The organism is Pseudomonas sp. McL0111, from assembly GCF_052567255.1.
In genome coordinates, this window is sequence record NZ_CP199585.1 from 2,222,501 (window position 1) to 2,245,537 (window position 23,037).

The 23,037-nt window shown below is 54.2% G+C and carries 15 protein-coding genes, 6 tRNA genes and 3 rRNA genes (1 of these 24 running past the window's edge); all 24 read left to right on the forward strand.

The window, feature by feature from the left end; all coding sequences use genetic code 11:
* Positions 1-51: ribosomal RNA gene (locus ACTWLJ_RS10025) — 16S ribosomal RNA — on the forward strand; it begins 1,486 nt to the left of the window's first position.
* An 81-nt stretch (positions 52-132) separates the two neighbouring features.
* Positions 133-209, forward strand: a tRNA-Ile gene (locus ACTWLJ_RS10030).
* Between the two features lie 27 nt (positions 210-236).
* Positions 237-312: transfer RNA gene (locus ACTWLJ_RS10035), tRNA-Ala, on the forward strand.
* 247 nt (positions 313-559) lie between these two features.
* Positions 560-3,453 (forward strand): 23S ribosomal RNA (locus ACTWLJ_RS10040).
* 150 nt (positions 3,454-3,603) lie between these two features.
* Positions 3,604-3,719: ribosomal RNA gene (gene rrf / locus ACTWLJ_RS10045) — 5S ribosomal RNA — on the forward strand.
* Together the 16S, 23S and 5S rRNA genes with 2 tRNA genes alongside form the textbook arrangement of a ribosomal RNA operon.
* A 132-nt stretch (positions 3,720-3,851) precedes the next feature.
* The gene (gene birA / locus ACTWLJ_RS10050) at positions 3,852-4,805 is read left to right on the forward strand and encodes a bifunctional biotin--[acetyl-CoA-carboxylase] ligase/biotin operon repressor BirA (protein WP_445180726.1); all 954 of its coding nucleotides are present in this window, start codon (positions 3,852-3,854) and stop codon (positions 4,803-4,805) included.
* On the forward strand, positions 4,795-5,544 hold the full coding sequence (locus ACTWLJ_RS10055) for a pantothenate kinase (RefSeq protein WP_445180727.1): 750 nt from the start codon (positions 4,795-4,797) through the stop codon (positions 5,542-5,544). Before birA ends, ACTWLJ_RS10055 begins: the two co-directional genes overlap by 11 nt.
* A 7-nt stretch (positions 5,545-5,551) precedes the next feature.
* Entirely contained in the window at positions 5,552-5,989 is a 438-nt protein-coding gene (locus ACTWLJ_RS10060; RefSeq protein WP_445180728.1) for a hypothetical protein, read from the forward strand.
* Between the two features lie 142 nt (positions 5,990-6,131).
* A tRNA-Tyr gene (locus tag ACTWLJ_RS10065) sits at positions 6,132-6,216 on the forward strand.
* A gap of 25 nt (positions 6,217-6,241) precedes the next feature.
* A tRNA-Gly gene (locus ACTWLJ_RS10070) sits at positions 6,242-6,315 on the forward strand.
* A 26-nt stretch (positions 6,316-6,341) separates the two neighbouring features.
* Positions 6,342-6,417, forward strand: a tRNA-Thr gene (locus tag ACTWLJ_RS10075).
* Positions 6,418-6,503: 86 nt separating this feature from the next.
* Positions 6,504-7,697, forward strand: coding sequence for an elongation factor Tu (gene tuf / locus ACTWLJ_RS10080; protein ID WP_017848801.1), 1,194 nt, complete (start codon positions 6,504-6,506; stop codon positions 7,695-7,697).
* Positions 7,698-7,750: 53 nt separating this feature from the next.
* Positions 7,751-7,826: transfer RNA gene (locus ACTWLJ_RS10085), tRNA-Trp, on the forward strand.
* A 45-nt stretch (positions 7,827-7,871) separates the two neighbouring features.
* Positions 7,872-8,240: a preprotein translocase subunit SecE gene (secE, locus tag ACTWLJ_RS10090; RefSeq protein ID WP_007916493.1), complete on the forward strand. Its 369-nt coding sequence runs from the start codon at positions 7,872-7,874 to the stop codon at positions 8,238-8,240.
* A gap of 9 nt (positions 8,241-8,249) precedes the next feature.
* Complete coding sequence (nusG, locus tag ACTWLJ_RS10095) at positions 8,250-8,783, forward strand: transcription termination/antitermination protein NusG (protein ID WP_007916492.1); 534 nt, start codon at positions 8,250-8,252, stop codon at positions 8,781-8,783.
* Positions 8,784-8,899: 116 nt separating this feature from the next.
* On the forward strand, positions 8,900-9,331 hold the full coding sequence (rplK, locus tag ACTWLJ_RS10100; protein WP_003176435.1) for a 50S ribosomal protein L11: 432 nt from the start codon (positions 8,900-8,902) through the stop codon (positions 9,329-9,331).
* Positions 9,331-10,026, forward strand: coding sequence for a 50S ribosomal protein L1 (rplA, locus tag ACTWLJ_RS10105; RefSeq protein WP_042561348.1), 696 nt, complete (start codon positions 9,331-9,333; stop codon positions 10,024-10,026). The genes rplK and rplA overlap by 1 nt, the downstream gene beginning before the upstream one ends.
* Positions 10,027-10,223: 197 nt before the next feature.
* On the forward strand, positions 10,224-10,724 hold the full coding sequence (gene rplJ / locus ACTWLJ_RS10110; RefSeq protein WP_401221645.1) for a 50S ribosomal protein L10: 501 nt from the start codon (positions 10,224-10,226) through the stop codon (positions 10,722-10,724).
* Positions 10,725-10,798: 74 nt separating this feature from the next.
* Complete coding sequence (gene rplL, locus ACTWLJ_RS10115) at positions 10,799-11,164, forward strand: 50S ribosomal protein L7/L12 (protein ID WP_401221642.1); 366 nt, start codon at positions 10,799-10,801, stop codon at positions 11,162-11,164.
* A gap of 220 nt (positions 11,165-11,384) precedes the next feature.
* The gene (gene rpoB, locus ACTWLJ_RS10120; protein WP_445180729.1) at positions 11,385-15,458 is read left to right on the forward strand and encodes a DNA-directed RNA polymerase subunit beta; all 4,074 of its coding nucleotides are present in this window, start codon (positions 11,385-11,387) and stop codon (positions 15,456-15,458) included.
* Positions 15,459-15,522: 64 nt separating this feature from the next.
* The gene (gene rpoC / locus ACTWLJ_RS10125) at positions 15,523-19,722 is read left to right on the forward strand and encodes a DNA-directed RNA polymerase subunit beta' (protein WP_445180730.1); all 4,200 of its coding nucleotides are present in this window, start codon (positions 15,523-15,525) and stop codon (positions 19,720-19,722) included.
* A gap of 216 nt (positions 19,723-19,938) precedes the next feature.
* A complete protein-coding gene (gene rpsL, locus ACTWLJ_RS10130) occupies positions 19,939-20,310 on the forward strand; it encodes a 30S ribosomal protein S12 (protein ID WP_003186084.1) in 372 nt (123 codons plus the stop codon).
* Positions 20,311-20,418: 108 nt separating this feature from the next.
* Positions 20,419-20,892: a 30S ribosomal protein S7 gene (rpsG, locus tag ACTWLJ_RS10135; RefSeq protein ID WP_007970418.1), complete on the forward strand. Its 474-nt coding sequence runs from the start codon at positions 20,419-20,421 to the stop codon at positions 20,890-20,892.
* A gap of 30 nt (positions 20,893-20,922) precedes the next feature.
* Positions 20,923-23,028 carry an elongation factor G gene (gene fusA, locus ACTWLJ_RS10140; RefSeq protein WP_445180731.1) on the forward strand — a complete coding sequence of 702 codons (2,106 nt, stop codon included), beginning with the start codon at positions 20,923-20,925 and terminating at the stop codon, positions 23,026-23,028.
* Positions 23,029-23,037: the final 9 nt, after the last annotated feature.

Consider the following 23,037-nt stretch of genomic DNA (forward strand, 5'->3'; position numbering starts at 1 on the left):
AAGTCGTAACAAGGTAGCCGTAGGGGAACCTGCGGCTGGATCACCTCCTTAATCGACGACATCAGCTGCTCCATAAGTTCCCACACGAATTGCTTGATTCATTGAAGAAGACGAAAGAAGCAGCCCGAAATTGGGTCTGTAGCTCAGTTGGTTAGAGCGCACCCCTGATAAGGGTGAGGTCGGCAGTTCGAATCTGCCCAGACCCACCAATTTTGTGTGGGAACCTGTAGAAATACGGGGCCATAGCTCAGCTGGGAGAGCGCCTGCCTTGCACGCAGGAGGTCAACGGTTCGATCCCGTTTGGCTCCACCACTACTGCTTCTGAAGTTTGAAAGCTTAGAAATGAGCATTCCATCGGTTTGATGGTGAATGTTGATTTCTAGTCTTTGACTAGTTCGTTCTTTAAAAATTTGGGTATGTGATAGAAAGATAGACTGAACGTTACTTTCACTGGTAACGGATCAGGCTAAGGTAAAATTTGTGAGTTCTCTTAATTGAGAAATTCGAATTTTCGGCGAATGTCGTCTTCACAGTATAACCAGATTGCTTGGGGTTATATGGTCAAGTGAAGAAGCGCATACGGTGGATGCCTTGGCAGTCAGAGGCGATGAAAGACGTGGTAGCCTGCGAAAAGCTTCGGGGAGTCGGCAAACAGACTTTGATCCGGAGATGTCTGAATGGGGGAACCCAGCCATCATAAGATGGTTATCTTGTACTGAATACATAGGTGCAAGAGGCGAACCAGGGGAACTGAAACATCTAAGTACCCTGAGGAAAAGAAATCAACCGAGATTCCCTTAGTAGTGGCGAGCGAACGGGGACTAGCCCTTAAGTGGCTTTGAGATTAGCGGAACGCTCTGGAAAGTGCGGCCATAGTGGGTGATAGCCCTGTACGCGAAAATCTCTTAGTCATGAAATCGAGTAGGACGGAGCACGAGAAACTTTGTCTGAATATGGGGGGACCATCCTCCAAGGCTAAATACTACTGACTGACCGATAGTGAACTAGTACCGTGAGGGAAAGGCGAAAAGAACCCCGGAGAGGGGAGTGAAATAGATCCTGAAACCGTATGCGTACAAGCAGTGGGAGCCCACTTTGTTGGGTGACTGCGTACCTTTTGTATAATGGGTCAGCGACTTATTTTCAGTGGCGAGCTTAACCGAATAGGGGAGGCGTAGCGAAAGCGAGTCTTAATAGGGCGTCTAGTCGCTGGGAATAGACCCGAAACCGGGCGATCTATCCATGGGCAGGTTGAAGGTTGGGTAACACTAACTGGAGGACCGAACCGACTACCGTTGAAAAGTTAGCGGATGACCTGTGGATCGGAGTGAAAGGCTAATCAAGCTCGGAGATAGCTGGTTCTCCTCGAAAGCTATTTAGGTAGCGCCTCATGTATCACTGTAGGGGGTAGAGCACTGTTTCGGCTAGGGGGTCATCCCGACTTACCAAACCGATGCAAACTCCGAATACCTACAAGTGCCGAGCATGGGAGACACACGGCGGGTGCTAACGTCCGTCGTGAAAAGGGAAACAACCCAGACCGTCAGCTAAGGTCCCAAAGTTATGGTTAAGTGGGAAACGATGTGGGAAGGCTTAGACAGCTAGGAGGTTGGCTTAGAAGCAGCCACCCTTTAAAGAAAGCGTAATAGCTCACTAGTCGAGTCGGCCTGCGCGGAAGATGTAACGGGGCTCAAACCATACACCGAAGCTACGGGTATCATCTTAGGATGATGCGGTAGAGGAGCGTTCTGTAAGCCTGTGAAGGTGAGTTGAGAAGCTTGCTGGAGGTATCAGAAGTGCGAATGCTGACATGAGTAACGACAATGGGTGTGAAAAACACCCACGCCGAAAGACCAAGGTTTCCTGCGCAACGTTAATCGACGCAGGGTTAGTCGGTCCCTAAGGCGAGGCTGAAAAGCGTAGTCGATGGAAAACAGGTTAATATTCCTGTACTTCTGGTTATTGCGATGGAGGGACGGAGAAGGCTAGGCCAGCTTGGCGTTGGTTGTCCAAGTTTAAGGTGGTAGGCTGGAATCTTAGGTAAATCCGGGATTCTAAGGCCGAGAGCTGATGACGAGTCATCTTTTAGATGACGAAGTGGTTGATGCCATGCTTCCAAGAAAAGCTTCTAAGCTTCAGGTAACCAGGAACCGTACCCCAAACCGACACAGGTGGTTGGGTAGAGAATACCAAGGCGCTTGAGAGAACTCGGGTGAAGGAACTAGGCAAAATGGCACCGTAACTTCGGGAGAAGGTGCGCCGGTGAGGGTGAAGGACTTGCTCCGTAAGCTCATGCCGGTCGAAGATACCAGGCCGCTGCGACTGTTTATTAAAAACACAGCACTCTGCAAACACGAAAGTGGACGTATAGGGTGTGACGCCTGCCCGGTGCCGGAAGGTTAATTGATGGGGTTAGCTAACGCGAAGCTCTTGATCGAAGCCCCGGTAAACGGCGGCCGTAACTATAACGGTCCTAAGGTAGCGAAATTCCTTGTCGGGTAAGTTCCGACCTGCACGAATGGCGTAACGATGGCGGCGCTGTCTCCACCCGAGACTCAGTGAAATTGAAATCGCTGTGAAGATGCAGTGTATCCGCGGCTAGACGGAAAGACCCCGTGAACCTTTACTATAGCTTTGCACTGGACTTTGAATTTGCTTGTGTAGGATAGGTGGGAGGCTTTGAAGCGTGGACGCCAGTCTGCGTGGAGCCAACCTTGAAATACCACCCTGGCAACTTTGAGGTTCTAACTCAGGTCCGTTATCCGGATCGAGGACAGTGTATGGTGGGTAGTTTGACTGGGGCGGTCTCCTCCTAAAGAGTAACGGAGGAGTACGAAGGTGCGCTCAGACCGGTCGGAAATCGGTCGTAGAGTATAAAGGCAAAAGCGCGCTTGACTGCGAGACAGACACGTCGAGCAGGTACGAAAGTAGGTCTTAGTGATCCGGTGGTTCTGTATGGAAGGGCCATCGCTCAACGGATAAAAGGTACTCCGGGGATAACAGGCTGATACCGCCCAAGAGTTCATATCGACGGCGGTGTTTGGCACCTCGATGTCGGCTCATCACATCCTGGGGCTGAAGCCGGTCCCAAGGGTATGGCTGTTCGCCATTTAAAGTGGTACGCGAGCTGGGTTTAGAACGTCGTGAGACAGTTCGGTCCCTATCTGCCGTGGACGTTTGAGATTTGAGAGGGGCTGCTCCTAGTACGAGAGGACCGGAGTGGACGAACCTCTGGTGTTCCGGTTGTCACGCCAGTGGCATTGCCGGGTAGCTATGTTCGGGAAAGATAACCGCTGAAAGCATCTAAGCGGGAAACTTGCCTCAAGATGAGATCTCACTGGAACCTTGAGTTCCCTGAAGGGCCGTCGAAGACTACGACGTTGATAGGTTGGGTGTGTAAGCGCTGTGAGGCGTTGAGCTAACCAATACTAATTGCCCGTGAGGCTTGACCATATAACACCCAAGCAATTTGCGTCGAAAGGCCAGATTGCGGTGTGTGAAGACGAAATGAACCGAAAGTTCGATCTTGCAAAACACCGAAAGCTATCACATACCCAATTTGCTGAAACGAGGCCATCTGGTCACGAGTCAGTACCCGAATTTCTTGACGACCATAGAGCGTTGGAACCACCTGATCCCATCCCGAACTCAGCAGTGAAACGATGCATCGCCGATGGTAGTGTGGGGTTTCCCCATGTGAGAGTAGGTCATCGTCAAGATTAAATTCCGAAACCCCAATTGCGAAAGCAGTTGGGGTTTTGTTTTGCCTGCCAGAAAGTGGTCTGCTTGATTTCTATGCAACGGCTCAGTGCATGGCTATTATTCGGGCCTTATCGTGAGGCGAGATCTGCATGCTGACGTTGTTGAATCTTTTGAAGGATGGGCGATTCCATTCTGGTCCGGATCTCGGGGGCGCCCTGGGTATCAGTCGAAGTGCGGTATGGAAGCAGCTTCAGCATCTGGAAGCTGAGCTTGGGCTGTCCATTAATAAGGTGCGAGGTCGCGGCTATCAGCTTGCGGCGCCTTTGACGTTGCTCGATCCTCTCAGGATTGAAGCTTTAGCTCCGATTTGGCCGGTTGCCGTCTTTGATTCCATCGACTCTACCAACGCAGAAGCATTGCGAGCCATCAATCAAGGTCGACCTGCGCCATTCCTTGTTCTCGCGGAGAGGCAAGTCGCCGGGCGTGGGCGTCGGGGGCGGAAGTGGGTGAGCCCTTTTGCTGAAAATCTATACTACAGCCTTGTCCTGCGTATCGATGGTGGGATGCGTCAGCTCGAAGGCTTGAGCCTTGTTGTTGGCTTGGCGGTTATGCAGACCTTGCGAAAGCTTGGAGTGCCTGCGGCGGGATTGAAATGGCCGAATGATGTTCTGGTCGGACGCAAGAAAGTCGCTGGCATTCTTTTGGAGCTTGTTGGAGATCCTGCGGACGTATGTCACGTCGTGCTCGGTATAGGCATTAACGTAAATATGCAGAATGCTAATGAGGTCGACCAGCAATGGACATCGATACGTCTGGAGTCAGGTAAAAACTGTGACCGAAATGTATTGGTTGCTGAGCTCAGTGAGCAGTTGCGAGCCCATATTCAGCGTCATCAGGCAGGTGGGTTCTCAGTTCTGCAGTCGGAGTGGGAGCGAGATCATTTGTGGCAAGGGCGGCCGGTTTCATTGATTGCTGGTGTTAGTCAGATAGATGGCGTGGTGCTTGGTGTCGATAATCAAGGTGCACTGCGCTTGAAGGTGGATGGTGTGGAAAAGGTGTTTAGTGGTGGTGAGCTCAGTTTGAGGTTGCGTGATGATTCTTGAGCTCGACTGTGGAAACAGCTTTATCAAGTGGCGCGTGCTCGCTACCGCGTCGTGCGCTGTGGTCGCGGAGGGTGTGGTCGACTCGGATAAGGCGCTGGTTGATAGTCTGAGTGCTGTCCAGGGCTTGTCGCTGTGCAAATGTCGTCTGGTCAGTGTGCGGACTACTGAAGAGACTGGAGTCCTGATCGAGCTGCTCGAGCGGGAGTTCAGTGTTTCTGTCGTCTGTGCCAAGCCTGCGCGAGAAATGTCCGGCGTCAGGAATGGATATGACGATTACGAGCGCTTGGGCCTTGATCGTTGGTTGGCGATGCTTGGCGGTTTTCATCTTGCTTGCGGTGCATGCCTGGTTCTTGATTTTGGCACGGCTGTGACGGCCGACTTCATCGCGGCTGATGGCGAGCATCTCGGTGGTTTCATTTGCCCAGGCATGCCACTGATGCGTAATCAATTGCGTACGCATACTCGGAAAATTCGTTACGGAGACCACGCGGCAGAGCTTGCATTGACCAGTCAGGCCCCAGGGCGAACGACTGTCGAGGCGGTGGAGCGTGGATGCTCACTAATGCTGAGAGGGTTTGTGCTGACTCAGATCGAGATGGCCCGTTCCTACTGGGGGGGGAGTTTTACCGTCTTTATTACGGGTGGTGATGCTGGTTTGGTTGCAGATGTCGCACCTGAGGCCAGGGTTGTTTCCGACTTAGTGTTTGTAGGCTTGGCCATGGCGTGTCCTTTGTCCTGAGGTTTGTATGCGTTGGTTGTTCCTTCTGCTCCTTGTTCTCAATGTATTTTATTACGTCTGGCATCAGCAGGAAGCGCCTATGCGTGCCAAGGATGTCACGCCGCTCAGCTTGTATCGGGGGGCTCAGCAGGATATTCGCTTGCTGAGCGAGACGGCTGGGTCGGTGCAGGAGAAGCAAAGTTCTCCGCGAGTGGGGCGAGAGTGTCTGTTTTTGGGCGGTTTTTCCCGGCAGGAGACGTTGTCGGCGCTAGAGCAGCGGCTGGTTTCCATGGAAGTGAAGACTCAATCTTCGCAAGGCGATCTCCCGGGGCCGGGTTATTGGTTGCGTATAGCGCCAGAAAGCCAGCGTTTGTTGGGGGATGTGCAGCTGCAGAACCTTTCCAAGGAATTCAATGAGTTAAAACATAAAATAATGCAGTGTGAGGGGGTTGCACCTGCTGAATAGTTTGCATAGAATGGCGCCCGCTCCACAGCGAAGACCTGAATGGGTTGTCAAAGTGAAGTGTGTCAACGCAGCTAACCTCAGGTTTTTAAATGAGAAAATGCTTGACAGAGGTTTGGCGTGATGTAGAATGCCGGCCTGATTAGGAGGGGTTCCCGAGCGGCCAAAGGGATCAGACTGTAAATCTGACGTCTACGACTTCGAAGGTTCGAATCCTTCTCCCTCCACCAGATTTTAGCGTGAGCTGTACGCTGCGCGGGTATAGTTTAGTGGTAGAACCTCAGCCTTCCAAGCTGATGATGCGGGTTCGATTCCCGCTACCCGCTCCAAGTTTGCAGGTTGTGCAAAGTGTTACGCTCTTGTAGCTCAGTTGGTAGAGCACACCCTTGGTAAGGGTGAGGTCAGCGGTTCAAATCCGCTCAAGAGCTCCATATAACAAGGCAGATATGAAAATATCTGCCTTTGTTTTAATGGTCTATGTAGTTTTGCTTAATTATTTCTTCTAGGGGTGATATCGATGGCTAAGGAAAAATTTGATCGTTCCCTGCCGCACGTCAACGTTGGGACCATTGGTCACGTTGACCACGGTAAAACCACTCTGACTGCAGCTCTGACTCGCGTTTGCTCCGAGGTTTTCGGTTCGGCAATCGTTGACTTCGACAAGATCGACAGTGCCCCGGAAGAAAAAGCGCGTGGTATCACGATCAACACCGCGCACGTTGAGTACAACTCGAAGATCCGTCACTACGCTCACGTTGACTGTCCAGGTCACGCTGACTATGTGAAGAACATGATCACCGGTGCTGCCCAGATGGACGGCGCAATCCTGGTTTGCTCGGCCGCTGATGGTCCGATGCCGCAAACCCGTGAGCACATCCTGCTGTCCCGTCAGGTTGGCGTTCCGTACATCGTGGTTTTCCTGAACAAGGCTGACCTGGTAGACGACGCTGAGCTGCTGGAACTGGTTGAGATGGAAGTTCGCGACCTGCTGTCGACTTACGACTTCCCAGGTGATGACACTCCAATCATCATCGGTTCGGCTCGTATGGCGCTGGAAGGCAAAGACGACAACGAAATGGGCACCACTGCCGTTCGTAAACTGGTTGAAACTCTGGACAGCTACATCCCAGAGCCAGTTCGTCTGACCGACAAGCCATTCCTGATGCCAATCGAAGACGTATTCTCGATCTCCGGTCGCGGTACTGTTGTGACTGGTCGTATCGAGCGCGGTATCGTTCGCGTTCAGGATCCGCTGGAAATCGTTGGTCTGCGTGACACTACTGTTACCACCTGCACCGGCGTTGAAATGTTCCGCAAACTGCTCGACGAAGGTCGTGCTGGCGAGAACTGCGGCGTTCTGCTGCGTGGCACCAAGCGTGACGACGTTGAGCGTGGCCAGGTTCTGGTTAAGCCAGGTACCGTTAAGCCGCACACCAAGTTCACTGCAGAAGTTTACGTTCTGAGCAAGGAAGAAGGCGGTCGTCACACTCCGTTCTTCAAAGGCTACCGTCCACAGTTCTACTTCCGTACTACTGACGTGACTGGTAACTGCGAGCTGCCAGAAGGCGTTGAAATGGTAATGCCAGGTGACAACATTCAGATGACTGTTACCCTGATCAAAACCATCGCAATGGAAGACGGTCTGCGTTTCGCTATCCGTGAAGGCGGTCGTACCGTCGGCGCTGGTGTCGTAGCTAAGATCATCGAGTAAATAGTTGTAATGTCTTTTTCGGGCCGGCATAATGGTCGGCCTGATTTTGTTTTAGGTCAGTAGCTCAATTGGCAGAGCGACGGTCTCCAAAACCGTAGGTTGGGGGTTCGATTCCCTCCTGACCTGCCAGATTCACTTGGTGTGTCTGGCTTTCTTTTCACAGGATCTTCATAGATGACTCCTAAAGCTGAAGCTCAAGGCTCTCGCTTCGATCTGCTCAAGTGGCTTGTAGTAGTCGCCTTGGTGGTTGTTGGCGTTGTTGGCAATCAGTATTATTCTGCTTCGCCGATCCTGTACCGTGTACTAGCTTTGCTGGTCATCGCTGCTGTAGCTGCCTTTGTAGGCCTGCAGACTGCGAAGGGCAAGTCTTTCTTTGTACTGGTTAAGGAAGCTCGCACCGAGATCCGTAAAGTCGTGTGGCCAACTCGCCAAGAAACCACGCAGACCACATTGATTGTTGTGGCTGTTGTTCTGGTTATGGCGTTGCTGTTGTGGGGGCTTGATTCCCTGCTCGGTTGGCTTGTTTCCTTGATTGTTGGCTAAGGGTGTCCCGTGGCTAAGCGTTGGTACGTTGTTCATGCTTACTCGGGTTACGAGAAGCATGTTATGCGCTCGCTGGTCGAGCGTGTGAAGCTGGCTGGCATGGAAGATGGCTTCGGCGAAATTCTGGTTCCCACTGAAGAAGTGGTTGAAATGCGTAATGGCCAGAAGCGCAAAAGTGAACGTAAATTCTTCCCAGGTTACGTGCTGGTTCAGATGGATATGAATGAGGGTACTTGGCACTTGGTCAAGGATACTCCTCGAGTGATGGGTTTCATTGGCGGTACCGCCGATAAGCCTGCACCTATTACGGATAAAGAGGCAGAAGCGATTCTGCGTCGCGTTGCTGATGGTAGCGATAAGCCGAAGCCGAAGACGTTGTTCGAGCCAGGTGAGACGGTACGTGTCAATGACGGTCCATTCGCCGATTTCAACGGCGTTGTTGAAGAAGTTAACTACGAAAAGAGCCGGATCCAGGTCGCGGTGCTCATTTTCGGACGCTCTACCCCGGTAGAGTTGGAGTTCAGTCAGGTCGAAAAGGTCTAGCTGAAAAGCATCCCAACCCCGCAGCCTTAGGCTGTGGGGTTTTGTCGTCACTGGGATAAACGCGCAAGTAACCGGGGAGCCTTTCGAGGCGTTCGAACCCGTAATTGGAGTGCCTCATGGCCAAGAAGATTACCGCTTACATCAAGCTGCAAGTGAAGGCCGCTCAGGCTAACCCAAGTCCACCTGTTGGTCCTGCTCTGGGTCAGCACGGCGTGAACATCATGGAATTCTGCAAGGCTTTCAACGCCCGTACTCAGGGTCTTGAGCCAGGTCTGCCGACTCCAGTGATCATCACTGTCTACAGCGACCGTAGCTTCACTTTCGAAACCAAATCCACGCCTGCTTCGGTTCTGCTGAAGAAAGCGGCCGGTCTGACCAGCGGTTCCGCTCGTCCGAACACCGTTAAGGTTGGCACCGTTACCCGTGCTCAGCTGGAAGAAATCGCGAAAACCAAAAACGCGGATCTGACTGCAGCTGATATGGATGCAGCCGTGCGTACTATCGCCGGTTCTGCTCGTAGCATGGGCCTTAACGTGGAGGGTGTGTAATGGCTAAGCTGACCAAGCGTCAAAAGGCTATCGCCGGCAAAATCGAAGCAGGCAAGGCCTACAACATTGTAGACGCCGCCGCTCTGCTGGCTGAGCTGTCGACTGTCAAGTTCAGCGAGTCGTTCGACGTTGCTGTAAACCTGGGTGTTGACCCGCGTAAATCCGACCAGGTTGTTCGTAGCGCTACTGTGCTGCCGCACGGCACTGGCAAGACCGTTCGCGTTGCTGTGTTCACCCAGGGTCCAGCTGCTGAGGCCGCTCTGGCTGCCGGCGCTGACCGTGTAGGTATGGACGACCTGGCTGCCGAAATGAAAGGCGGCGACCTGAACTATGACGTAGTTATTGCATCCCCGGATGCCATGCGCGTTGTTGGTCAGTTGGGTCAGATCCTCGGCCCTCGCGGCCTGATGCCTAACCCGAAAGTCGGCACCGTAACTCCAGACGTAGCTACCGCGGTTAAAAACGCCAAGGCTGGTCAGGTTCGTTATCGCACCGACAAGAACGGCATCATCCACACCTCCGTTGGCAAGATGGGCTTCGATGCCGTCAAGCTGAAGGAAAACGTTGAAGCCCTGATCGCTGATCTGAAGCGTATCAAGCCTGCTTCCTCGAAAGGTATCTACGTCAAGCGCGTTACCCTGAGCACCACTATGGGCCCAGGTCTGATTATTGATCAGAGCTCGCTGGACGCGTAAGACAAAGACTGGCGCGAGTGATCGCGTCATTCGAAAATTTGGGGTCCCTGCCTGGCGGGGGCTATCCAAGACCGTAGGCGACGCAAGTCTTAAACCAAAAGCCTACGCAGATGGTGCTCCCGGTTCCTTACCGAATCAGACACCAAAACGACATCCGGCTTCGGCCAGATGAAACGGTAACAAGCAGGAGTAAACCCGTGGCAATTTATCTCGAAGACAAGAAGGCCATCGTCGCTGAAGTCAACGAGGCTGCCAAAGTCGCTCTGTCCGCTGTCGTGGTTGATGCACGTGGCGTAACAGTAGGCGCAATGACCGGACTCCGTAAAGAGGCTCGTGAAGCTGGCGTTTACGTACGTGTTGTACGTAACACCCTGCTCAAGCGCGCTGTTGCTGACACTGAATACAGTGTTCTCAACGACGTGTTCACCGGCCCGACCCTGATCGCATTTTCGAACGAACATCCGGGCGCTGCTGCTCGTATTTTCAAAGAATTCGCCAAGGGTCAGGACAAGTTCGAGATCAAGGCAGCTGCGTTCGAGGGCAAGTTCCTCGCAGCTAATCAGATCGACGTACTGGCAACCTTGCCGACCCGTGACGAAGCAATTTCTCAGCTGATGAGCGTGATTCAAGGCGCTACCAGCAAATTGGCTCGTACTCTGGCGGCAATTCGCGACCAAAAAGAAGCAGTCGCAGCCTAAGGCTCGTCGTCTTCTCGCGTTTTTTGTTTATTTCGATGGTCGCGTAGGCCGTCCCCAAATCAGGAATTAGATTCATGTCTATCTCTCAAAACGACATCCTTGAAGCAGTTGGCAACATGTCCGTAATGGAAGTTGTTGAGCTGATCAAAGCTTTCGAAGAAAAATTCGGTGTTACCGCTGCTGCTGCATCGGCTGGTCCAGCTGCTGCTGCCGCTGTTGTTGAAGAGCAAACCGAATTCAACGTCATGCTGCTGGAAGCTGGCGAGAAGAAAGTTAACGTGATCAAGGCAGTACGTGAACTGACCGGTCTGGGCCTGAAAGAAGCCAAGGCTGTAGTTGACGGCGCTCCTGCCATGGTTCTGGAAGCTGTTTCGAAAGACGCAGGCGACAAAGCCAAAGCTACTCTGGAAGAAGCAGGCGCTAAAGTCGAGCTGAAATAAGCATCGACTTTGCTCCTCCAGCCCGAGCGTCAAGCGACAGGCTGATGGCTGGTGGCTCTTGCCACCGGCCTTTTTCCGTTATTGGCAGCCGACTGGGTCGGTGCTGATAACGAGCTGTAACCACCCGATGCGGTGGAGCAAACCATGGGGTTTGCACGATTTTCTGGCTGCTCCCGTCGGGAGGGGCCAAACAAGCAGGTGACCAAGCTGGGGAACGCTGATGGCTTACTCATATACTGAGAAAAAACGTATCCGCAAGGACTTTAGCAAGTTGCCGGACGTCATGGATGTGCCTTACCTCCTGGCCATCCAGCTGGATTCGTATCGTGAATTCTTGCAAGCGGGAGCGACTAAAGATCAGTTCCGCGACGTGGGCCTGCATGCGGCCTTCAAATCCGTTTTCCCGATCATCAGCTACTCCGGCAATGCTGCGCTGGAGTACGTCGGTTATCGCCTGGGCGAACCGGCATTTGATGTCAAAGAATGCGTATTGCGCGGTGTAACTTTCGCCGTACCTTTGCGGGTAAAAGTGCGCCTGATCATTTTCGACAAAGAGTCGTCGAACAAAGCGATCAAGGACATCAAAGAGCAAGAAGTCTACATGGGTGAAATCCCCCTGATGACTGAGAACGGTACCTTCGTAATCAACGGTACCGAGCGTGTAATCGTTTCCCAGTTGCACCGTTCCCCGGGCGTGTTCTTCGACCACGACCGTGGCAAGACGCACAGCTCCGGTAAACTGTTGTACTCTGCGCGGATCATTCCTTACCGTGGTTCGTGGCTGGACTTTGAGTTCGACCCGAAAGACTGCGTATTCGTGCGTATCGACCGTCGTCGCAAGCTGCCTGCATCGGTACTGCTGCGCGCGCTCGGCTATACCACCGAAGAAGTGCTGGACGCTTTCTATACCACCAACGTATTCCACGTGAAGGGCGAGAACCTGCGCCTGGAATTGGTGCCTCAGCGTCTGCGCGGTGAAATCGCGGTTCTGGATATCCAGGATGACAAGGGCAAGGTTATTGTCGAGCAGGGTCGTCGTATTACCGCTCGCCACATCAACCAGCTGGAAAAAGCCGGGATCAAAGAGCTGGAAGTGCCTCTGGACTACGTCCTGGGTCGCACTACCGCCAAGGTCATCGTGCATCCGGCCACCGGCGAAATCCTGGCAGAGTGCAACACCGAGCTGAACACCGAAATCCTGGCGAAAATCGCCAAGTCCGGCGTTGTTCGCATCGAAACTCTGTACACCAACGACATCGACTGTGGTCCGTTCGTCTCCGACACTCTGAAGATCGACTCCACCAGCAACCAATTGGAAGCGCTGGTCGAGATCTATCGCATGATGCGTCCAGGCGAGCCGCCAACCAAAGACGCTGCCGAAACCCTGTTCAACAACCTGTTCTTCAGCCCTGAGCGCTATGACCTGTCTGCGGTCGGCCGGATGAAGTTCAACCGTCGTATCGGTCGTACCGAAATCGAAGGTTCGGGTGTGTTGTGCAAGGAAGACATCGTCGCGGTATTGAAGACTCTGGTCGACATCCGTAACGGTAAAGGCATCGTCGATGACATCGACCACCTGGGTAACCGTCGTGTTCGCTGTGTAGGCGAAATGGCCGAGAACCAGTTCCGCGTTGGCCTGGTACGTGTTGAGCGTGCGGTCAAAGAGCGTCTGTCGATGGCTGAAAGCGAAGGCCTGATGCCGCAAGACCTGATCAACGCCAAGCCAGTGGCTGCGGCGGTGAAAGAGTTCTTCGGTTCCAGCCAGCTGTCGCAGTTCATGGACCAGAACAACCCGTTGTCCGAGATCACGCACAAGCGTCGTGTTTCTGCACTCGGCCCCGGCGGTCTGACTCGTGAGCGCGCGGGCTTTGAAGTTCGTGACGTACACCCGACTCACTACGGTCGTGTTTGCCCGATTGAAACGCCGGAAGGTCCGAACATCGGTCTGATCAACTCCCTGGCTGCTTATGCGCGCACCAACCAGTACGGCTTCCTCGAAAGCCCGTACCGTGTGGTGAAAGACGCTCTGGTCACCGACGAGATCGTGTTCCTGTCCGCCATCGAAGAAGCTGATCACGTGATCGCTCAGGCTTCGGCCACGATGAACGACAAGAAAATGCTGATCGACGAGCTGGTTGCTGTTCGTCACTTGAACGAGTTCACCGTCAAGGCGCCGGAAGACGTCACCTTGATGGACGTATCGCCGAAGCAGGTTGTTTCGGTTGCAGCGTCGCTGATCCCGTTCCTCGAGCACGATGACGCCAACCGTGCGTTGATGGGTTCGAACATGCAGCGTCAGGCTGTACCAACCCTGCGCGCTGACAAGCCGCTGGTAGGTACCGGCATGGAGCGTAACGTAGCTCGTGACTCCGGCGTTTGCGTCGTGGCTCGTCGTGGCGGCGTGATCGACTCCGTTGATGCCAGCCGTATCGTGGTTCGTGTTGCTGATGATGAAGTTGAAACCGGCGAAGCTGGTGTCGACATCTACAACCTGACCAAATACACCCGCTCCAACCAGAACACCTGCATCAACCAGCGTCCGCTGGTGCGTAAAGGTGATCGGGTTCAGCGCAGCGACATCATGGCTGATGGTCCGTCCACCGATATGGGTGAGCTGGCACTGGGTCAGAACATGCGCATCGCGTTCATGGCCTGGAACGGTTACAACTTCGAAGACTCCATCTGCCTGTCGGAACGAGTTGTTCAAGAAGATCGCTTCACCACGATCCACATTCAGGAACTGACCTGTGTGGCGCGTGACACCAAGCTTGGGCCTGAGGAAATCACTGCAGACATCCCGAACGTGGGTGAAGCTGCACTGAACAAGCTGGACGAAGCCGGTATCGTTTACGTAGGTGCTGAAGTTGGCGCAGGCGACATCCTGGTTGGTAAGGTCACTCCGAAAGGCGAGACCCAGCTGACTCCGGAAGAAAAGCTGCTGCGTGCAATCTTCGGTGAAAAAGCCAGCGACGTTAAAGACACCTCCCTGCGCGTGCCAACCGGCACCAAAGGTACTGTCATCGACGTACAGGTCTTCACTCGTGACGGCGTTGAGCGTGATGCTCGTGCACTGTCGATCGAGAAGACTCAACTCGACGAGATCCGCAAGGATCTGAACGAAGAGTTCCGTATCGTTGAAGGCGCGACCTTCGAACGTCTGCGCTCCGCTCTGGTAGGCCACAAGGCTGAAGGCGGCGCAGGTCTGAAGAAAGGTCAGGACATCACCGACGAAATTCTCGACGGTCTTGAGCATGGTCAGTGGTTCAAACTGCGCATGGCTGAAGATGCTCTGAACGAGCAGCTCGAGAAGGCTCAGGCCTACATCGTTGATCGCCGCCGTCTGCTGGACGACAAGTTCGAAGACAAGAAGCGCAAACTGCAGCAGGGCGATGACCTGGCTCCAGGCGTGCTGAAAATCGTCAAGGTTTACCTGGCAATCCGTCGTCGCATCCAGCCGGGCGACAAGATGGCCGGTCGTCACGGTAACAAAGGTGTGGTCTCCGTGATCATGCCGGTTGAAGACATGCCGCACGATGCCAATGGCACCCCGGTCGACGTCGTCCTCAACCCACTGGGCGTACCTTCGCGTATGAACGTTGGTCAGATCCTTGAAACCCACCTGGGCCTCGCGGCCAAAGGTCTGGGCGAGAAGATCAACCGGATGATCGAAGAGCAGCGTAAAGTCGCTGAACTTCGTACCTTCTTGGACGAGATCTACAACCAGATCGGCGGTCGTAACGAAGATCTGGACAGCTTCTCCGATCAGGAAATCCTGGATCTGGCGAAGAACCTGCGTGGCGGTGTTCCAATGGCCACTCCAGTGTTCGACGGCGCCAAGGAAAGCGAAATCAAGGCCATGCTGAAACTGGCAGACCTGCCGGAAAGCGGCCAGATGCAGCTGACTGACGGCCGTACCGGCAACAAGTTCGAGCGTCCAGTTACCGTTGGCTACATGTACATGCTGAAGCTGAACCACTTGGTAGACGACAAGATGCACGCTCGTTCTACCGGTTCGTACAGCCTGGTTACCCAGCAGCCGCTGGGTGGTAAGGCGCAGTTCGGTGGTCAGCGTTTCGGGGAGATGGAGGTCTGGGCACTGGAAGCATACGGTGCTGCTTACACTCTGCAAGAAATGCTCACAGTGAAGTCGGACGATGTGAACGGCCGTACCAAGATGTACAAAAACATCGTGGATGGCGATCACCGTATGGAGCCGGGCATGCCCGAGTCCTTCAACGTGTTGATCAAGGAAATTCGTTCCCTCGGCATCGATATCGATCTGGAAACCGAATAACACGTGACGCGAATCGAGAGCGGGGCAGGATTGCCCGCTCTCTGCTCCGCCAGGAGGAAAGGCCTTGAAAGACCTACTGAATTTGCTGAAAAACCAGGGTCAAGTCGAAGAGTTCGACGCCATCCGTATTGGATTGGCATCGCCTGAGATGATCCGCTCGTGGTCGTTCGGTGAAGTTAAAAAGCCGGAAACCATCAACTACCGTACGTTCAAACCTGAGCGTGACGGTCTGTTCTGCGCCAAGATCTTTGGCCCGGTAAAGGATTACGAGTGCCTGTGCGGTAAGTACAAGCGCTTGAAGCATCGTGGTGTCATCTGCGAGAAGTGCGGCGTTGAAGTTGCACTGGCCAAGGTTCGTCGTGAGCGCATGGCGCACATCGAACTGGCTTCGCCGGTTGCCCACATCTGGTTCCTGAAATCGCTGCCGTCGCGTATCGGTTTGCTGATGGACATGACCCTGCGTGATATCGAACGCGTTCTCTACTTCGAGAGCTATGTCGTTATCGACCCGGGCATGACTACCCTTGAAAAAGGTCAGCTGCTGAACGACGAGCAGTACTTCGAAGCGCTGGAAGAGTTCGGCGACGATTTCGATGCCCGTATGGGGGCCGAAGCTGTCCGTGAACTGCTGCACGCTATCGACCTGGAGCACGAGATTGGCCGTCTGCGCGAAGAAATTCCGCAAACCAACTCCGAAACCAAAATCAAGAAGCTGTCCAAGCGTCTGAAGTTGATGGAAGCCTTCCAGGGTTCCGGCAACCTTCCAGAATGGATGGTGCTGACCGTTCTGCCGGTTCTGCCGCCAGATCTGCGTCCACTGGTCCCGCTGGATGGCGGTCGCTTCGCGACTTCCGACCTCAACGATCTGTATCGTCGAGTGATCAACCGTAACAACCGCTTGAAGCGCCTGCTTGATCTGTCCGCTCCGGACATCATCGTGCGCAACGAAAAGCGTATGTTGCAGGAAGCTGTCGATGCACTGCTCGACAACGGTCGTCGTGGCCGCGCTATCACCGGTTCGAACAAGCGTCCTCTGAAATCCCTGGCTGACATGATCAAGGGTAAGCAAGGTCGTTTCCGTCAGAACTTGCTCGGTAAGCGTGTTGACTACTCCGGTCGTTCGGTAATTACCGTAGGTCCGACCCTGCGTCTGCACCAGTGCGGTCTGCCGAAGAAGATGGCTCTCGAGCTGTTCAAGCCGTTCATTTTCGGCAAGCTGGAAATGCGTGGTCTCGCGACTACCATCAAAGCGGCCAAGAAAATGGTCGAGCGCGAACTGCCAGAGGTTTGGGACGTTCTCGCTGAAGTGATTCGCGAACACCCGGTTCTTCTCAACCGTGCACCGACCCTTCACCGTCTGGGTATCCAGGCGTTTGAACCGGTTCTGATCGAAGGTAAGGCTATCCAGCTGCACCCTCTGGTCTGCGCCGCGTACAACGCCGACTTCGACGGCGACCAAATGGCCGTGCACGTACCGCTGACGCTGGAAGCCCAGCTCGAAGCGCGTGCGTTGATGATGTCGACCAACAACATTCTGTCGCCAGCTAACGGTGAGCCAATCATCGTTCCGTCGCAGGACGTTGTATTGGGTCTGTACTACATGACTCGTGAAGCGATCAACGCCAAAGGCGAAGGTCGTGTATTCGCGGATCTGCAGGAAGTTGACCGTGTGTTCCGTGCCGGCGAAGCCGCACTGCACGCCAAGGTCAAGGTTCGTATCAACGAAACCGTCAACGATCGTGACGGCAACAGCGTGAGCGGTACCCGTATTGTCGACACCACTGTCGGCCGTGCGCTGCTGTTCCAGGTTGTGCCAAAAGGTCTGTCGTACGACGTCGTCAACCTGCCGATGAAGAAAAAGGCGATCTCCAAGCTGATCAACCAGTGCTACCGCGTGGTTGGTCTGAAAGAGACCGTGATCTTCGCTGACCAGTTGATGTACACCGGTTTTGCCTATTCGACCATTTCCGGCGTTTCCATCGGTGTTAACGACTTCGTTATCCCGGATGAAAAAGCCCGCATCATCAATGCTGCAACTGATGAAGTGAAAGAGATCGAAAGTCAGTACGCCTCCGGCCTGGTAACCCAGGGCGAGAAGTACAACAAAGTGATCGACCTTTGGTCCAAGGCGAACGACGAAGTTTCCAAGGCGATGATGGCCAACCTCTCGAAAGAGAAAGTCATCGACCGTCATGGCGTCGAAGTCGACCAGGAATCGTTCAACTCGATGTACATGATGGCCGACTCGGGTGCGCGGGGTTCCGCAGCACAGATTCGTCAGCTGGCCGGTATGCGTGGTCTGATGGCCAAGCCGGACGGTTCCATCATTGAAACGCCGATTACTGCGAACTTCCGTGAAGGTTTGAGCGTACTTCAGTACTTCATCTCGACTCACGGTGCTCGTAAAGGTCTGGCGGATACCGCGTTGAAAACTGCGAACTCCGGTTACCTGACTCGTCGTCTGGTAGACGTGGCGCAGGATCTGGTTGTGACCGAGATCGATTGCGGCACCGAACACGGTCTGCTGATGACTCCGCACATTGAAGGCGGTGACGTTGTAGAGCCGTTGGGTGAGCGCGTATTGGGTCGTGTTATCGCTCGTGACGTGTTCAAGCCGGGTACCGAAGATATCATCGTTCCTGCCGGTACTCTGGTAGACGAGAAGTGGGTCGAGTTCATCGAGCTGAACAGCATCGACGAAGTGATCGTGCGTTCGCCGATCAGCTGCGAAACCCGCTACGGCATCTGCGCCAAGTGCTACGGCCGCGATCTGGCTCGTGGTCACCAGGTGAACATTGGTGAAGCTGTCGGCGTTATCGCTGCTCAGTCCATCGGTGAGCCGGGTACCCAGCTGACAATGCGTACGTTCCACATCGGTGGTGCGGCAAGCCGTACTTCCGCAGCCGACAGCGTTCAGGTGAAGAATGGCGGTACCGTCCGTCTGCATAACCTGAAGCACGTTGAGCGAGTGGATGGTCACCTGGTTGCTGTGTCCCGTTCCGGTGAGCTGGCAATCGCTGATGACTTCGGTCGTGAGCGCGAGCGTTACAAGCTGCCGTACGGTGCTGTGATTTCGGTTAAAGAAGGTGACAAGGTCGACGCTGGCGCAATCGTGGCCAAGTGGGATCCGCACACTCACCCGATCGTTACCGAAATGAAAGGTACCGTGACCTACGTGGGCATGGAAGAAGGCATCACGATCAAGCGTCAGACTGACGAATTGACCGGTATGACCAACATTGAAGTACTCGACGCGAAAGATCGTCCAGCTGCCGGTAAAGACATCCGTCCTGCCGTGAAGATGGTCGATGACAACGGCAAGGATCTGTTGCTGCCAGGCACTGACGTTATCGCTCAGTACTTCCTGCCAGCCAACGCCCTGGTCGGTGTGGCGGATGGTGCGAAGATCGCGATCGGTGATGTTATCGCTCGTATCCCGCAGGAAACTTCGAAAACTCGTGACATCACCGGTGGTCTGCCGCGTGTTGCTGACTTGTTCGAAGCTCGTCGTCCGAAAGAAGCGTCGATTCTGGCTGAAGTCAGCGGCACCATCGCGTTCGGTAAAGAGACCAAAGGCAAGCGCCGTCTAGTCATTACCCCGAACGACGGTAGCGATCCGTACGAAGAGCTGATTCCGAAGTGGCGTCACCTGAACGTCTTCGAAGGCGAACAGGTAAACCGCGGCGAAGTTATCTCCGACGGTCCAAGCGATCCGCACGACATCCTGCGTCTGCTGGGTGTGAGCGCGCTGGCCAAGTACATCGTTAACGAGATCCAGGACGTTTACCGTCTGCAAGGCGTGAAGATCAACGACAAGCACATCGAGACCATCCTGCGTCAGATGCTGCGTAAAGTTGAAATCGCTGAATCCGGCGATTCGAGTTTCATCAAGGGCGACCAGATGGAACTGACTCACGTACTGGTAGAGAACGAGCGTCTGGGCGGGGAAGACAAGTTTGTCTCCAAGTTCACTCGCGTTCTGCTGGGTATCACCAAGGCGTCGTTGTCCACCGAATCGTTCATCTCGGCGGCTTCCTTCCAGGAAACCACCCGTGTACTGACCGAAGCGGCAGTCACCGGCAAGCGCGATTACCTGCGCGGCCTGAAAGAAAACGTAGTTGTGGGTCGTCTGATCCCGGCCGGTACCGGTCTGGCTTATCACAGCGAGCGCAAGCGTCGCCGTGAAGCTGACAAGCCGTTGCGCGTAAGCGCCAGTGAAGTGGAAGCTGCACTGACCGAAGCGCTGAACTCGAGCGGTAACTGAGTTCTGCGGTAAATGAGCGTAAGGCCCTGATCGCTCCGTTCATCGAATCGAGACAATTTGTCGAGGTTCGAAGGGCGGGGAGGTCGGGGCCTTGCCTTGACTGGGGACAAGATCCTCTTTAGACTCTTGATCCCCTAAATTTGGCGGGAATTCGTTCCTGCCATTTTGCTTTTCTTGCAAGACAATAGCGTCGCAAGACAACAGTGGAGCTAGTAGATGGCAACTATCAACCAGCTGGTACGTCAGCCGCGTAAGCGTATCGTCGAGAAATCCGACGTACCTGCGCTGCAGAACTGCCCGCAACGTCGTGGCGTGTGCACCCGTGTGTACACCACCACGCCGAAAAAACCTAACTCGGCACTGCGTAAAGTATGCCGTGTGCGTCTGACCAACGGTTTCGAGGTTTCCTCGTACATCGGCGGTGAAGGCCACAACCTGCAAGAGCACAGCGTGGTACTGATCCGCGGCGGTCGTGTAAAAGACTTGCCAGGTGTTCGTTACCACACCGTTCGCGGCTCCCTGGATACTTCCGGCGTTAAAGGTCGTAACCAAGGTCGTTCGAAGTACGGTACCAAGCGTCCGAAGTAATCGGCCGTTTAGCAGATTTTTATTTTATTGAGTCGATAAGAGTAAGGTCGGGCACGCATCCACTGGAGCTGTCCCGGGCTAACCTGAAGACCGTTTGAGGGCTTATCAATGCCAAGACGTCGCGTAGCAGCCAAACGTGAGATTCTGGACGATCCGAAATACGGAAGCCAGATCCTCGCAAAATTCATGAACCACGTTATGGAAAGCGGCAAGAAAGCCGTTGCCGAGCGTATCGTTTATGGTGCCCTGGATACCGTGAAGGCTCGTAAGGCCGGCACCGATCCCCTGGAACTCTTCGAAAAAGCACTCGACGCCATCGCTCCGCTGGTCGAAGTGAAGTCGCGCCGCGTTGGTGGTGCTACTTACCAGGTTCCGGTCGAGGTTCGTCCTTCCCGTCGTAACGCTCTGGCAATGCGCTGGTTGGTAGACTTCGCCCGTAAGCGTGGCGAGAAGTCCATGGCTCTGCGCTTGGCTGGCGAGCTGCTGGATGCTGCTGAAGGTAAAGGTGCTGCAGTTAAGAAGCGTGAAGACGTGCACCGTATGGCTGAAGCTAACAAAGCTTTCTCGCACTACCGCTTCTAATTTTAGCGTCACTAATTTTGCGAGGGCTTTATGGCTCGTACAACACCGATTAATCGCTACCGTAACATTGGTATCGTTGCTCACGTGGATGCTGGTAAAACCACCACCACCGAGCGCGTCCTTTTTTACACTGGCAAAAGTCACAAAATGGGCGAGGTGCATGACGGCGCCGCGACCACAGACTGGATGGTTCAGGAGCAGGAGCGTGGTATTACCATTACTTCTGCTGCTATTACCGCCTTCTGGCAGGGTTCCGAAAAGCAGCACAAAGACCAATATCGCTTCAACGTTATTGACACCCCGGGCCACGTAGACTTCACCATTGAAGTTGAGCGTTCCCTGCGTGTACTCGACGGCGCGGTCGTTGTGTTCTGCGGTACTTCGGGTGTTGAGCCTCAGTCGGAAACCGTATGGCGTCAGGCCAACAAATACGGCGTTCCACGTCTTGTTTACGTAAACAAGATGGATCGTGCTGGTGCCAACTTCCTGCGCGTGATCGGTCAGATCAAGCAGCGTCTGGGTCACACTCCGGTGCCGATCCAGTTGGCTATCGGTTCCGAAGACAACTTCCAGGGTCAGATCGATCTGATCAACATGGAAGCTGTTTACTGGAATGATGCTGACAAAGGCATGACTCCACGTCGTGAAGCTATCCCTGCTGAACTGCAGGAACTGGCTGAAGAGTGGCGCAGCAACATGGTTGAAGCTGCGGCCGAAGCCAGCGAAGAGCTGATGAACAAGTACCTCGAAGGTGAAGAACTCACCATCGCGGAAATCAAGGCCGCTCTGCGTCAGCGTACTATCGCTGGTGAGATCGTTCTTGCTGTTTGCGGTTCTTCCTTCAAGAACAAGGGTGTTCCCCTGGTTCTCGACGCCGTTATCGACTTCCTGCCTGCGCCTGTTGATATTCCTGCCATCAAGGGTACTGACCCGGATGACGAGACTATCGAGCTGGAGCGTCATGCAGACGATTCGGAGCCGTTCTCGGCTCTGGCGTTCAAGATCGCTACCGACCCATTCGTGGGTACCTTGACCTTCGTCCGTGTTTACTCGGGCGTGTTGAACTCCGGCGACGGCGTGATCAACTCGGTTAAAGGCAAGAAAGAGCGCGTGGGTCGTATGGTGCAAATGCACGCAAACGCCCGTGAAGAGATCAAGGAAGTGCGCGCTGGTGACATCGCGGCCCTGATCGGCATGAAGGACGTCACCACTGGTGAAACCCTCTGCAACGCTGACAAGCCAATCATCCTGGTTCGCATGGACTTCCCGGAGCCGGTTATTTCGGTTGCCGTAGAGCCTAAGACCAAGGATGACCAGGAAAAAATGGGTATCGCACTGGGCAAGCTTGCTCAGGAAGATCCATCTTTCCGCGTTAAAACTGATGAAGAGACTGGTCAAACGATCATCTCCGGCATGGGCGAGCTGCACCTGGACATCCTGGTTGACCGGATGCGCCGTGAGTTCAACGTCGAAGCCAACATCGGTAAGCCTCAGGTTTCGTATCGTGAGCGCATCACGAAGAACTGTGAAATCGAAGGCAAGTTCGTTCGTCAATCCGGCGGTCGTGGCCAGTTCGGTCACTGCTGGATCCGTTTTGCTCCTGCTGACGAAGGTCAGGAAGGTCTGCAATTCGTGAACGAAGTTGTAGGTGGTGTTGTTCCTAAGGAATACATCCCGGCTATCCAGAAGGGTATCGAAGAGCAGATGAAGAACGGCGTTGTTGCCGGCTATCCGCTGATCGGCCTGAAGGCTACCGTGTTCGATGGTTCTTACCATGACGTCGACTCCAACGAGATGGCGTTTAAAGTGGCTGCCTCCATGGCGACCAAGCAACTGGCCCAGAAGGGCGGTGGTGAGTTGCTTGAGCCGATCATGGCGGTAGAGGTTGTTACGCCTGAAGACTATATGGGTGATGTGATGGGCGACCTTAACCGTCGTCGCGGCATGATCCAGGGTATGGAAGACACGGTATCCGGCAAGGTAATTCGCGCCGAGGTTCCGCTGGGTGAGATGTTCGGTTATGCGACCGACGTTCGTTCCATGTCCCAGGGTCGCGCAAGCTACTCTATGGAATTCAAAAAATACGATACAGCCCCGTCGCACATCGTCGAGTCTGTTACCAAAAAACAAGGCTGATTCAGCCCC